General features: G+C 71.6%; 8 protein-coding genes and 2 pseudogenes. 5 read left to right on the top strand and 5 right to left on the bottom strand.

What is annotated here, in order from left to right; genetic code table 11:
- Nucleotides 1-134: 134 nt before the first annotated feature.
- Nucleotides 135-2,009 (bottom strand): O-aminophenol oxidase PhsA, encoded by a 1,875-nt coding sequence (gene phsA / locus ACFW2E_RS23280; protein WP_384468999.1) that lies wholly within the window; start codon nucleotides 2,007-2,009, stop codon nucleotides 135-137.
- Nucleotides 2,010-2,197: 188 nt separating this feature from the next.
- On the opposite strand from phsA, the gene ACFW2E_RS23275 reads away from it, so the two are divergent.
- Nucleotides 2,198-3,721 carry a hypothetical protein gene (locus tag ACFW2E_RS23275; RefSeq protein ID WP_384468998.1) on the top strand — a complete coding sequence of 508 codons (1,524 nt, stop codon included), beginning with the start codon at nucleotides 2,198-2,200 and terminating at the stop codon, nucleotides 3,719-3,721.
- On the opposite strand, the gene cyc2 is transcribed toward ACFW2E_RS23275, so the two are convergent.
- Entirely contained in the window at nucleotides 3,714-5,873 is a 2,160-nt protein-coding gene (gene cyc2 / locus ACFW2E_RS23270) for a germacradienol/geosmin synthase Cyc2 (RefSeq protein WP_384468997.1), read from the bottom strand. The genes ACFW2E_RS23275 and cyc2 overlap by 8 nt on opposite strands.
- 224 nt (nucleotides 5,874-6,097) lie before the next feature.
- On the opposite strand from cyc2, the gene ACFW2E_RS23265 reads away from it, so the two are divergent.
- Both ACFW2E_RS23265 and ACFW2E_RS23260 read left to right on the top strand, forming a co-directional pair.
- The gene (locus ACFW2E_RS23265) at nucleotides 6,098-6,889 is read left to right on the top strand and encodes an alpha/beta fold hydrolase (protein WP_384468996.1); all 792 of its coding nucleotides are present in this window, start codon (nucleotides 6,098-6,100) and stop codon (nucleotides 6,887-6,889) included.
- On the top strand, nucleotides 6,886-8,151 hold the full coding sequence (locus ACFW2E_RS23260) for a cytochrome P450 (protein ID WP_384468995.1): 1,266 nt from the start codon (nucleotides 6,886-6,888) through the stop codon (nucleotides 8,149-8,151). The genes ACFW2E_RS23265 and ACFW2E_RS23260 overlap by 4 nt, the downstream gene beginning before the upstream one ends.
- Here the strand turns inward: ACFW2E_RS23260 and ACFW2E_RS23255 are convergent.
- Together ACFW2E_RS23255 and ACFW2E_RS23250 are read right to left on the bottom strand one after the other, a co-directional pair.
- Nucleotides 8,123-9,319: a damage-control phosphatase ARMT1 family protein gene (locus ACFW2E_RS23255; RefSeq protein ID WP_384468994.1), complete on the bottom strand. Its 1,197-nt coding sequence runs from the start codon at nucleotides 9,317-9,319 to the stop codon at nucleotides 8,123-8,125. The two genes, ACFW2E_RS23260 and ACFW2E_RS23255, sit on opposite strands and share 29 nt — an antisense overlap.
- A 22-nt stretch (nucleotides 9,320-9,341) precedes the next feature.
- Nucleotides 9,342-9,989: pseudogene (locus tag ACFW2E_RS23250) on the bottom strand (ScbR family autoregulator-binding transcription factor).
- A gap of 470 nt (nucleotides 9,990-10,459) precedes the next feature.
- Between ACFW2E_RS23250 and ACFW2E_RS23245 the strand changes: the two are divergent.
- Nucleotides 10,460-11,413, top strand: a complete 954-nt coding sequence (locus ACFW2E_RS23245; RefSeq protein WP_384468993.1) for a lytic polysaccharide monooxygenase — start codon at nucleotides 10,460-10,462, stop codon at nucleotides 11,411-11,413.
- Nucleotides 11,414-11,431: 18 nt separating this feature from the next.
- Here the strand turns inward: ACFW2E_RS23245 and ACFW2E_RS23240 are convergent, their stop codons facing one another.
- Nucleotides 11,432-12,082, bottom strand: coding sequence for a Tat pathway signal sequence domain protein (locus tag ACFW2E_RS23240; protein ID WP_384468992.1), 651 nt, complete (start codon nucleotides 12,080-12,082; stop codon nucleotides 11,432-11,434).
- 606 nt (nucleotides 12,083-12,688) lie between these two features.
- On the opposite strand from ACFW2E_RS23240, the pseudogene ACFW2E_RS23235 reads away from it, so the two are divergent.
- Nucleotides 12,689-12,862, top strand: a pseudogene (locus ACFW2E_RS23235) (cholesterol esterase); the annotation flags it as partial.

Genomic DNA, 12,862 nt, shown 5'->3' with positions numbered 1-12,862 from the left:
TCATGTCCCCTGTCTATGCGTGGTACTGTCATGGGGGGCGGGGCGCCGGCACCCCCGGGGGGGGGCGGGGCGGGGGGGGGCGGGGGGGGCGGGCGGTCGCCCGCCCCTCGGAACCATGTCTCAGGCGCCGGTGTTCACCCCGTGTGACCCTCCCCGTGACCACCGTGCGCCCCGCCGTGGCCGAACTTCAGGGCCGCGGGGGGCAGCACGACGAAGGGCCGCATCATGCCCATGTCCTCGTGCTCCAGCAGGTGGCAGTGGTACATGAACCGGCCGTACGCGCCGTCGAAGCGGCCCATCACCCGCACGATCTGGCCTCCGGGAACCCGGAAGACGTCCTTGAGGCCGCGTTCGTTGGGTGCCAGCGGTATCCGGGTGGAGGCGTCGTGGCTGACCGGACTGCGCGTGCCGCCCACCGCCGGGTCGAAGCCCGAGACGTCGTATGCGTCGCGGCCGAGCAGCTGGAAGTCGGCCAAGTGGATGTGCATGGGATGGACGATCGGCGCGAGGTTGAGGAAGCTCCACTGCTCGTGGGTGCCTTCGGCGATGGTGAAGCCGAGCCCGTCGTTGAACGTCCGGGACGTGCGCCGGTAGGTCTTCGTGCGGCCGTCCGCACCGGTGAGCCGGATGACACCGTCCGTGGGCACCTGGATGTCACCGGCGTCCGCGACCTCCGTCATCTCCCAGATCTCCGGATGGCCGCCTCCGCCCTTGGTGGCGGGCGGGGTGAGCACGATCAGGCGGTGGCCGTGCGGGATGTCGTGGGTGAGCCGGCGGAAGGAGCCGGAGAGCACCCCGGGCAGCTCGAAGGTGTCCGTGCGGCCGCTGTCCCGGACCCGGAACTCAAGGACGGCCGGGTAGCGCACGTCGCCCGCCGGGTCGGGAACGCCGGCCGGCTGGTTGCGGCCCTTGTTGACCAGGCGGAGCCGCTTGCCCGCCAGCCCCCGGAAGTCCACCAGCAGGTCGAAGCGCTCGGCCGGCGCGGCGGTCAGGGTGGGCAGTGCGCCGTCGAAGTCGATCGGCACGGGGTGTGGCAGGAGCCCGCCGTCGCTGCCTATCTGGTGGACGACGCCCGGGACCGGGTTGTCGTCCTCGTCGACCAGGACGAGGTCGTAGATGCGCGCGTTCGACGCGTTGACCAGCCGGAACCGGTACCAGGCGTCGTCCACGTCGGCGTACGGCCAGATGCGGCCGTTGACCGTGGTGTACGGGCCGGTGAAGGGGATGGAGACCGGCTTGCCCGTCTCCGGGTTCTTCTGCTGGACGATCACCGTCTTGTGCAGCAGCCGGCCGTTGAGGCGGCCGTCCTCGTCGGTGTCGAGATTGCGGTCCGCGAGCAGCAGCGGGATCTCCCGCTCCCCGGCGGGGAGGCGGAGGGCGTCCTCCTCGTCGTCGCGCACCAGGTAGGTCCCGTACAGACCCGTGTGGACGTTCCACCGCGTGATGTTCATCGCGTGGTCGTGGTACCACCACTGCACCGCCTGGTGGTCGTTCGGGTACTCCGACAGCTGCGCGTCGCCGTGACCGACGGCGTTGTCCGCCCAGCCGTCGTTGCCGCCGCCCGTCTGCGCGCCGTGCAGATGGGTCACCGACCAGGCGGGCAGCGCGGCTACGTCCTTGTTCGGCTCGACGCCCTCACGGCCCGGCTCGGTGCTGCCCTGGGGACGGCCGTCCGTGCGCAGCGGCACCTCCACCGAGGTGACCGGGTATTCGCCGTCCTCGGGAATCCGGTTGGTCCAGGCGATGCGGATGCGCTGTCCGCGCCGCACCTCGATGGTCGGGCCCGGCACCTGGCCGTCGTATCCCCACATCAGGGTGGGCGGCAGCTGCGGGTGCAGACGGACCCAGGCCGGGCGCAGCGCGATCTCGGTCTCGCGCGTCACGTCCGTGGAAGCGGGCCGCAGGACCGGAGGGACCGTCAACGGCGCGATGTACGGCGTCAGTTCGGCCGGAGCCTGCGTCTGCTCCGCTTCGCCGCTCCCGGTGATCCTGTCGATGATCTCGGTCAAGTTCGAACACCCCCGTGTGTTCCGTCGTTTCCTGTTCCCCTCGTCCCGGAAGACTCCCGGCGGACCATCCGCGTTCCCCGAATATCCCGTTCCGCTGGAGAGTGTCCGGAAATCGTGTACCGGGCGAGGCGCCCGGGCCCGGGGACGAGGGCATCGGGTTGTCGGTGGCAACTGTTACGTTCTGTGACATGACCGACCACGCCCTCCGGCTGCTCCGGGACCACCGCCACCTGGCCGAGCTGGCCGCCTTCCCGTTCGGCTTCGACCTGGACCGCGCGGCCCACGGCCATGTCGAACCGGTCCGGCTGGCCTCCGGTGGCTCCCTCGAGGTGGTCGCGGGCGACGACACGGGCGGTACGTACTTCGTGTGCGCGAACGGATCGGTGCTCTACGCCGACTCCGAGGGTTCGGCCGGGATCATCGGCTCGTCCGTCGACGAGGCGCTCGAGGTGCTGATCGGTCTGCCGGGCTGGCACGACTACCTCGGTCTGTCCCCGGCCGACGGCGAGGAGACGATCCTGGCGTGCGTGGCCGAGACGGAGGAGGAGATCCGCGAGTACCACGGCGTGGACGAGGAACGCGCCGAACTCCGTGCCGCCCTGGGCCTGCCCGCCCGCTCCCCGGTCGAGCTCGTCGGGATGCTGCACGCCGCCCTGCTGCGCACCGAGCCCGAGTTCGTGCTGCTGAACGCGGAGGAGGGGTGCGCCTACGACCGGCTCGACCGGCACCCCCGTCCGCCGTTGTGGCAGCCGGTGCTGGCGCGGGGGCGGGCCGACCTGGCCCGGCTGCGTGCCGGGGACACCGCGGCGCTCACCGCCGTGGCCGGCGATCCGGTGCGGCGCCGAGTCGTCCTGCGTGCCGCGCAGTTCGACCGCGCGTCCGGCGACCTGGACCTCCTGCGCCGGCTGCTGCGGCACGAGGCCGAGTCGTCGATGACCGACGAACTGCGGCTCGCCGCGGTGCTGGTGGGGCTGCACGGGGACACCGCGGACCTGCCGCTGCTGCACGAGGTGCGCGAGACGGACTTCGACACTCACTGCGGCCTGGGCGGGATGCCCGAACCGGACGCGAAGCCGGAGGAACTGCGTTCCTGGGCAAACGGGCTGGACGACTCGCTGTTCGGCACGGATCCGGCCGACGAACCGCTGTCGACCTGGACCGGGCTGGCCGCGGACCAGGGGCTGACGGAACTGGCGCGGGTCGCCCTGATCCGCCGTCTGGACGAGATCGTGATGGACCAGAGCGCCCTGCGCCGCGGCGGCAACGGCATCGACCCGTCGCCGCTGCGCCTGCTCGCCCATGACTTCGAGCACCTCGGCGACCTTGTACAGGCGCTGCGCGCGCAGCGCCTGTACTCGGCGCTCCAGGACACGGCCTGGGACCGGGTGTCCGCCCGCCTCACCCAGGCGCGCCTGGAGCGCGAGTGCGGGCGGCTCGACAGGGCGGCCGGTTCCCTGTCGTCCCTGCGGGGCGTGCTGACCGCCTCCCCGGACGACTCCCTGGAGCACTGGCGGGGCGTGAACCTGGGCCGGTTCATCGCCGAGGAGCACTACGCGCTCGCCCGCGCCCTCGCCGACGCGGACCTTCCCGAGGAGGCCCGCGCGGTCCTGGTGGCGGGCGAGGGCATACGCGCCGAGCTCTCCGGGGCGGCCGCGGAGGCCGTACGGGGGCTCGCCGAGGAGACGGCGGCGCGGATACGGAAGGTCAGCTGACGGGCAGCGCGGGTGCCGGCGGCCGGTCCGGGAGAAAGCCGTGGGCGCGCCGGGCGAGGTGGCCGGCCCTGTAGCGGTCGACCCGCTGATGCCAGTTCAGGATGCCGGTCAGCCAGTTCTGCAGGTCGAGGACATATCCGCGCATGGCCTCGCGCGCCTCTTCCGAGAGGCCGAAGTCGTCGTACAGGAAAGGCAGTTCGTTCGCCACCACATGCTCGAACTGCCGCATGCGCTGGGTCATCAGATCGTGCACGACACCGAGGGCGGTCGGGTAGTCGACGCCGAAGAAGTTCTGCACGACGAGGAGGGCGTTGTGGATCTCACCGTCGTACTCGATCTCCTTCTGGTACGAGAAGACGTCGTTGACGAGGCACGCGTAGTCGACCGCCGCGTTCTCCAGCGAGCGGACCGGTCCGCTGCGGTAGACCTCCGGGGGGATCGCGGGGCCGCGGCCGGTGCGGCACAGGCTCAGGGTGAGGTCGGAGCCGAAGGTGGCGCGGCGCATCTCCAGGTAGTCGACGGGGTCGGGGATGCGGTTCTGCAGCTGGTTGGAGAGTTCCCACACCCAGCTCTCCGTCATCGTGTCGATCGCCCGCTTGAGGCCGGAGCGTTCGCCGCGGGTCATCTTCGCGGTCGTACGGACCCACAGGTCGGCCAGGCCGCGTTCCATCCCGTTGGCCGGGGCGGGGACCGGCTCGCCGTCGAGGGGCATGCACGCGGACAGCCGTGCCGTGGTCAGCCGGGCGGCGGCCAGGTCGCGGCGGTGTCCGAAGACGAGGGGGTAGTAGTCGTCGCCGTAGGTCCCCCAGGCGAGCCACTGCGCGCTGATGTCGAGGGCCTCGGGTGTCGCGTCCGGATCGATGCCCGCCGAGCACAGTGCCAGGTCGTACGCCGCGAGCTTGTCCTCGTCCCAGACCCCTTCGTGGAGCATGCCGGTCCGGTGCATCCAGCCGGTGAGGCGCTGCCTCGCGCGGTCCAGGTGCGGGGAGACCTCCAGCCGGAAAGGCATGTGGAAGTCGGGCAGCAGGGACGGGCCGACCTTCTGGAAGGGCACGTGCGAACGGGCGCGCAATCGCTCTGTGGCGGCCGTGGCGAGGAGTGCGCCGACGTCGGCGGCGGAGGTGCCCGGCCCGGTCGGGCCGTGCCACGGCGAGACGGAGACGGCACCCTCGTTCATGTAGCGGCTGGAGCGCAGGTGCCATTCGTGGCCGCCCGACTGCCAGTCCTGCAACCCCTTGGTGTAGGCCGCCACCGCCGCGACCTGGTCGGGGGTGAGGCCCTTGTCGAGGGCGAGGGCGGGCACTTCGGTGAGCGCGGTGTGCTCGAACTGGTGGAGGCGTGAGGTGAGGATGTCGTTGACGGTGTCGGCGGCCTCCTGGGTGGTGCAGCCGAAGAAGGTCTCCAGGACGAGCACGCCGTTGCTGTTCTCCCCCTCGTCCTCCACCTCCCGTTGGTAGGAGAAGAGGTCGTTGCGCAGGTGCACCGCGTCGGAGAAGGTCTCCATCAGCACCCTGAGCGGCCTGGTTCCGGCGACGGACGCGGGCACCTCGGCGGTCGCGTACTCGACGAGCCCCGAGGACCAGGGGGCGCCGCCCACCTTGCGGCGCATCTCGATGTACTCGACGGGGTTGGCGATCCGCCCCTCGTTGATGTTGGACAGCTCCCACATCGACTCGTTGAGCAGGTGCTCGGTGGCCACGGCGAACCGCCTGCGCCAGTCGGCCGACATCGAGGGCACCGTGCGCGTCCACAGGTCGGCGAGGCCCGCCTCGACCGGGTTCTCCGGCTCCGGTACGGGGGACGTGAGGCCGAGCGGCATGAACAGCGGCAGACGGTCGAGGTGGGTCCTGCCCGCCGCGCGGTCCTGGGTGCGCTTGTACATCTCCAGGAAGTGGTCGTCGAAGAAGAACACCCACACGTACCAGTCGGTGATCAGTGAGAGGGCGGGTCCGTCGCAGTCGGGGTGGGTGTAGGCGCACAGGAGCCCGTAGTCGTGCGCCTCCAGGTCGGCCTGTTCCCACACCCCGGAGCCCTCCAGCATGCCCATCTCGCGCGCCCACGCGGTCGAGTGGGCGCGAGCCTCGTCGACGTGCGGGTTCAGCCGCGCGGGATACGGCATGTAGAAGTGCGGGAGTTCGAACGGCTGCGTCATGGCCGGCCCCTACCCGTGCCCCTCGACGGCCATCCGCCGGGTGGCACATGATCACACCATCGCGTGAAGCGGGGAGAAGTCCGTCAACCGGCGTGCTGGCCTGTGGCGTTCGGTGGACCAGGAGCGGGGGTGGCCGGGTGAACCGCCCGTACCGCAACGCGCGCCGACGGCCACGCCCCGTCCGCGCGCTTGCCGCGCCCCCGCCCACGGGTCACGGTGGTCGCATGACCTTCTTCGTGCTGCCCCATGAGGTGCACGGCGACGGCGCCCACAAGGTGTTCGCCGTGCACGGCTGGTTCGCCGACCGATCCGCCTACGCGACCGTCCTGCCGGACCTCGACCGGGAGACGTTCACCTACGCACTGGTCGACCTGCGCGGATACGGGCAGGCCCGGGACGCCATCGGCGCGTACACCACCGCCGAGGCGGCGCTGGACCTGGTGGAGCTGGCCGACCGGCTGGGCTGGGAACGGTTCTCCGTGGTCGGGCACTCGATGGGGGGCGCGGTGGCCCAGCGGCTGCTGACGGCGGCGCCGCACCGGCTGCGCCGGATCGTCGGCGTCTCCCCCGTGCCCGCCTCGGGTCTGCCGCTGCCCGGCGAACAGTGGGAACTGTTCGCGGAGGCGGCGCACAAGCCGGAGAACCGGCGCGCGATCATCGACTTCACCACCGGCGGCCGCCGGCCCGCGGCCTGGCTGGACCGGATGGTCGGCACCTCGCTCGAGCGCAGCGACGCGAAGGCGTTCCGCGCCTGGCTCGACTCATGGGCGGGCGACGACTTCCGCGCCGATGTCGAGGGCTCCGTGGTGCCCGCGCTCGCGGTGGCCGGGGAACTGGACCCGGCCCTGTCGCCCGCTCTGGTCCAGGAGACGTGGATGTCCTGGTATCCGCGGGCGGAGCTGCGGCGGCTGCCGTGCGCCGGCCACTACCCGATGGACGAGACCCCGCTGGAGCTGATCCGCCTCGTGGAGGACTTCCTGCGGGAGGACGGGGCCGGCCGGGGCGAGCGGGCGTGAGCGTGCGCGAGTCGCCGCCCGTGCCGGACGTCTTCGACCCGCGCCGGTACGCGTCAGGAGTGCCGTACGCCGACTACCGCGTCCTGCGCGACCATCATCCCGTGGCCTGGCAGGAGGAGTCCGAGGTGCTGGGCTGGCCGGCCGGGCCCGGGTTCTGGGCGGTGACCCGGCACGCGGACGTGGTGCGGGTGCTGAAGGACTCGGCGACGTACTCGTCGTACGTCGGGGCGACCCAGATCCGGGATCCGGATCCGGCGGACCTGCCGTTCATCCGGAGCATGATGCTCAACCAGGATCCGCCCCGGCACGGGCGGTTACGGCGGCTGGTGAGCCGCGCGTTCACTCCCGGGCGGGTCGACCGGTTCGCGGACGTGGTGCGGGAGCGGGCCCGCACGCTGTTCGCCGCAGCCCTGGAGACGGCCCGCGCGCAGGACGGCACGGTCGACCTGGTGGCCGCCGTCACCGACGAGTACGCGCTGCTCAACCTCGCCGATCTGCTGGGTGTCCCGGCCGGCGACCGCCGGCTGCTGCTGCGCTGGACGCAGCGGGTGATCGGCTACCAGGACCCGGACGAGGCGGGTCCCGCGGTGCTGGACGAGGAGGGCAGGCCGGTCGATCCGCGGTCACCGGCCATGCTGCGGGACATGTTCGACTACGCCCGCCAACTGGCCGCGTACAAGCGGCGCTGTCCCGCCGACGACGTGATGACCACGCTCGCGCACGACGCCGAACTCGCCGGTGCCGAGCTGGAGATGTTCTTCTTCCTGCTCACCGTCGCGGGCAACGACACGGTGCGCAGCGCGGCCCCGGGCGGGCTGCTGGCGCTGACGGAACGCCCGGAGGCGTACGAGCAGCTCCGGGCCGGAAAGGTGGAACTCGGCACGGCGGTGGAGGAGTTGTTGCGCTGGCACCCGCCCGTGCTGACCTTCCGCCGCACGGCCGCGCAGGACACCGAACTGGCCGGGCGGCGGATCCGCGCCGGGGACAAGGTCGTCGTCTTCCACGCCTCGGCCAATCGCGACGAGCGCGTCTTCACCGGACCGGACCGCCTGGACCTCGCCCGTACACCCAACCCGCACGTGTCCTTCGGGGACGGCCCGCACGTCTGCCTGGGCGCCCACTTCGCCCGGCTTCAGCTGCGGCTGCTCTACGAGGAGGCGCTGCGGGCGCTGCCCGCGCCCCAGCTGCTCGCCGGGCCCGCCGGCCGTCTTGTGTCGAACTTCATCAACGGGCTCAAGACGCTGCCCGTCCGCCCGGGTTGACCTGGATCAGGGCGTGCGTGCCGCCGGTGCGCCAGGCCTGCCCCTCGGCGGCGACCAGCGCGGCCTCGGTACGCGCGTCCAGGCCGGTGATCACGTCGGACTTGAGTGTGCGCAGCGCGGCGACCGGGCCGGGGAAGTAGGCGGTGACGTCCCGGAAGGACGTGACCGGGGACCACAGCCGGTCGCCCACCAGACGGCGGTAGTTGAGGTCGCCCTTGAAGATCGTCAGCGCGGCCGCCGCGAAGTCCGCGCGCAGGTCGCCGGGCATGTCCGCGTAGGGCAGCGGGGCGCGCGAGAACGGGTGGGCGCGCACGATGAGCCGGCCGTCGGCCATGGCCGACCACAGGCGCCGCCCGTACGCGGCCGCCACGCCCGGTGCCGCGGTGAGGCGGCGCAGGGCGTCGACGACGTCGGCGGTCGTGGCGTCGGAGACGTAGTACGGGTACGGCTTGACGTGCAGCACGGCCCGTCCGACCCGCCCCTCCGCCAGGAGGTGGGCGATCAGCAGCAGGTCGGGGACGAGCTCACGGCCCGCGTTGTCCGCGACCAGACAGAGCGTGCCCGTGCCGGAGGGCGGGAGCAGGGACCACAGGGACTCGCTGTCGTCGGCGACGAGGGTGGGTGCGGCCTCCTTGGCCTCGGCCCCGGCGTCGGACAGCCGGAAGCCGAGGTCGGCGCGGTTGCCCCAGAGCGAGCCGTGCAGCAGGGCGCGCGCCCGTTCGTCGTGCGGGCAGTCCTCCAGCGACTCGAGCGCGGCGAGTTCCTCGTCCGTCTCCTTGGCTTCGAGTTCGGCGAGTTTGAACGGGCGGAAGGGGTCGATGCCCTGCCAGGCGCCGGGTCCGAACCAGCCGACGGCGTCGAGGAGCCGGCGGTAGAAATGGCTCTCGGACCACAGCCAGGGAACGTCGAACCAGGACCGGCCGGTGTACGCGTCCGCGCCCCACTGCCGCCACAGGTCCCGGTCGGGCGCGTCGGCGGGGAGCGGTTCGATCACGCCCTCGGTGCAGCTCCGCAGCAGCGCGTCGAGCGCGCGGTGCCCCTCGGGGCCGTACGGGAAGGCGTCCCGCACCTGCCGGATGATGGCGGGGTGCCGTTCGGCCAGCACGCTGTGGGGGAACGAACCCGGTTCGTCGCCGAGGATCACGGGCGCGGTGGGGGTGTCGGGCATGTGCGTCACCGTACCGCGCGGGTCAGACGGTTCTGATCTCCCGCTCCAGTTGGGAGGCGAGTGTCAGATAGCGGGCGCGCCGGGGCACCGGCACCAGGCCGCGGATCATGAGGTGCCACATCTCGGCGACCCTGCGGGGCAGCCGGGCCACGGGGTCGAGGGAGCGGCCGGCGGCACGGGGGCCGACGAATAATTAAAGCCTGGTGTGGGGGAAGGCCACGATTTGCCAGTGCGGTATGACATCCGATTCCTTGACGGCGCCCAGGAGTTTGCGGGTGGCGAGCTCCAGCCATTCGGCGAAGGGGTGCCTCAGCGGCGGCCGTACGGTGACCCCTGCTGTGGCCAGGCGCAGTCCGGCCCGGGGGATCGGGCCCTCGACGGCGAGCCGGGCGATCCCGAACGTGGCGCGCATCAGGGACTCCAGCGAGGAGCAGCCCCGGCTCTCCACCTCACGCAGCACCTGCCGCGATGCCCTGGACTGGAGCTCCATGATGGCGTGCGCCAGGTCTTCCTTGGCCGCGAAGTGAAAGTACAGCGCTCCTTTGGTGACCTGTGCGTGCTCGACGATGTCACTCAGGCTGGTGGATTCGTAGCCTTGACGGTCGAACAGGTCGGCTGCGGCTGTGATGATCGTTGCTCGGGTCTGTTCGGCGCGTAACTGCCTCGCCATCGACTGGACACTCCTTGCGGCTGGAAACGAACGGGACGTGCCGTTTGTTTTTTACCCCATGCACACGATAGCTCACCGTACGAGCACGGGAGTCCCGCGTGCGGGCCTGACGGTCGACACGTGTAACTGGCGTGCGGCCGGCCGTGGTCACCGTCGATCCCCGACAAACGGACGAAGTCAAAGTGCGTATCTCCCTCGACCGTCCCGCATTTCCGGAGGCGATGACGGGCGGCTGGCCACCACACCGTTGATCGCCACGATACGAGGCGCACGGGCCGTTCTCAATGGGCCCTCGATGAGGCCTCAAAACAGACTGTCCGGTCGGTGCGTTATGCACACCGACCGGACCGCGGGTTCGCAGGAGTGGCCCTCCGCGGCGGGGGCCACGGTGGCGCGAAGTGAACGGGACGGGCCTCGAACCCGTACTGACTGAGCAGACCGTTCCCGCGCCGGCCGAGGAGACGTCCCGGATGACTCGGATGACCACACACCCCAGGGTCACGGGGGCTGCCGTCGCGGCCTCGGCCCTGCTTGCCCTGTGGGCGGCGGGCCCCGCCCTGGCGCACGGCGCGCCGACGAATCCGGTCAGCCGGGTGTACGCCTGCTCACCCTCGGGCGGCAGCGCCAAGACGGCGGCCTGCCGGGCCGCGATCGCGGCGAACGGTACGTCCTTCGTGGCGTGGGACAACCTGCGGGTCGCGGGTGTGAACGGCCGGGACCGGCAGGTGATTCCGGACGGGAAGCTGTGCAGCGGAGGCCTGTCCGCCTACAAGGGCCTCGACCTCGCCCGTACGGACTGGCCGTCGACGCGGCTCACCCCGGGCGGACGGCTGACCATGACGTACGCCTCGACCATCGCTCACTCCGGCACGTTCAAGCTGTACCTGACCAGGCCCGGCTACGACCCGACCCGGCCGCTGACGTGGTCGGACCTGCCCGCGCAGCCCTTCGCGCAGGCCAAGGACCCGGCTCTGACGAACGGCGCCTACCACATCACCGCAAAGCTGCCGACGGACCGGACGGGGCGTCAGGTGCTGTACACGATCTGGCAGAACACCAGCACGCCGGACACCTACTACTCGTGTTCCGACGTGGTGTTCCCGGGGGCCGCCAAGGCGTCGGGCGCGGCGGCCGGGACGACGGGGAAACGGACGGGCGGCAGTCCGTCGAAGGCCGCGAAGCCGGCTTCCGGCGCGCCCTCGAAGAGCGCCGGGACCCCTTCGGCCTCCGCCGGGACCGGGACGACGAGCGCGGCGCCGGCCGCCCCGCAGTCCGCCGGGGGCACGGCCCCCGACAGCACACCGGTGGCCTCCGACACCGCGGCCGGCTCGGGCCCGTCCGCGCCACTGCTGGCGGGCGGCGCCGCCGCGGTGCTGGTGCTCACCGGGGGCGCCGCCCTGGCGCTGCGGTTGCGCCGGCGCTGAACGCCGTTCCCCCGGGCATCAGTTCACGTAGACGGTCGCGCCCGCGTCGGTGACGGGGGCGTACTTGGCGGTGAAGTAGCCGCTGGCGAAGCAGAGCGAGGAGCCGGAGCTCTTCGTGAACTGCTGGTTGGTGAAGGAGATGCTGTTGTCGGCGTTGTCGGCCTTGCCGGTCAGACTGGCGGCCTGGTAGACGCAGGTGATGCTGCCCAGCAGGGTCTTGAGCTTGACCGTGGTCTGGATGGTGGACCCGCTCGCCGGGGAGACGGTGAGGGTGCCGTCGGAGGCGACCGTGGTGGTGTACGGCAGGTTGTCGACCGTGATGCCGGTGACTCCGGTGACACCGAGGACGTTGCTGGTGCAGCTGCCGCTGTCGAAGGTCTGCGCGCTGACCGACTCGGTGGCCGTGCCGGGGGCGGCCGGGTTGTCGGCGACGGTGGCGGTGAACGTCGAGGACGAGCACGTGACACCGCTGGTGCCGGTCGCGCTGGAGTAGAGCGTCGCGTGGGTGCCACTGGCCAGCGGGGCGGTGAGCACGTCGCCGACCGCGACGGCGGTGCCGTCGGCGCTGCCCGTGGTGAGCACGGCGCCGTCCGCGGAGGCGGGGACGGTCGCCGCGGCCGTGAGGGCGACGACAGTTCCGGCGAGGGCGAGGAGGGATCGCGTACGCATGCGGGTGCCTCTTTCCTTGAGTGGGGGGCTGCGTGAGGTGAGTGGGGGTGGCTGGGGCACGCTCGGCGGCGACCGCTGCCGGCCCGTTACGCCTTCTCCGTACGTGACGGACCGGCAACGGCAGCCGACCGGTCACCGGCCGGAGGCTTCGGGGGGAGAGACCTCCGGCCGGGCCGGGGCTGGGGTCGGGCACGGACCGGAGGGGGAAGCGACCGTGGCCGTTGCCGCGCTGATGCGGAGTGGTGAGAAAAGGGGGGATGGGGGTTCGGGCCGGGACGCGGCCGATGCCGCGGGCGGCGGATCCGGCGCCACGGATCCGAGGTGAACCAGGGAGAGTTGTAGACCTGAGTGTCCGTCAACGTCAAGGCCGATCAAGGGAGTTGGAGGTCAGAGCACAGCTGAACCACATTCAACACTCTTTTTTCACAACTCTCTTGACCCTGAAAAGTAACCCCCGGTAACTTCCTCGACGGCTACTGACGCGTAACGAGAAAGCCCTTGCGATCGCCGGGAGTTGCGGGGAGTCGTGCGCGGCAGCCGCTGTCCGCGCCAGGACAACGTGCCACTGAAGCCCAACCCGCATTGATTTTGCCCATGGGAGCAGACATGGCCTCGTCCGCCGACAACATCCCCGAGAACCCCGAAAGCGGTTCCGGGGAGAGCACCGAAAGCCTAGACAGACGCGGCCGGGTCCGGCTGCGCCGCGCCGCCGTGATGGCCGTTCCGGCCACCATGGTCGCAGCGGGCCTCGCGGTCCTGACCGCCCAGGGCGCCCAGGGC

This window comes from Streptomyces sp. NPDC058964, assembly GCF_042741275.1.
Classification (GTDB): domain Bacteria; phylum Actinomycetota; class Actinomycetes; order Streptomycetales; family Streptomycetaceae; genus Streptomyces.
The sequence above is the reverse complement of the archived record's forward strand: the minus strand, read 5'-3'. Positions and strand labels throughout refer to the sequence as shown.

Bases quoted from the DNA above. Each gene is read 5' to 3' on its own strand.
- ACFW2E_RS23275 (WP_384468998.1), top strand. From the start codon at position 2,198: ATGACCGACCACGCCCTCCGGCTGCTCCGGGACCACCGCCACCTGGCC.
- ACFW2E_RS23245 (WP_384468993.1), top strand. From the start codon at position 10,460: ATGACTCGGATGACCACACACCCCAGGGTCACGGGGGCTGCCGTCGCG.
- cyc2 (WP_384468997.1), bottom strand. From the start codon at position 5,873: ATGACGCAGCCGTTCGAACTCCCGCACTTCTACATGCCGTATCCCGCG.
- ACFW2E_RS23240 (WP_384468992.1), bottom strand. From the start codon at position 12,082: ATGCGTACGCGATCCCTCCTCGCCCTCGCCGGAACTGTCGTCGCCCTC.
- ACFW2E_RS23255 (WP_384468994.1), bottom strand. From the start codon at position 9,319: ATGCCCGACACCCCCACCGCGCCCGTGATCCTCGGCGACGAACCGGGT.
- ACFW2E_RS23265 (WP_384468996.1), top strand. From the start codon at position 6,098: ATGACCTTCTTCGTGCTGCCCCATGAGGTGCACGGCGACGGCGCCCAC.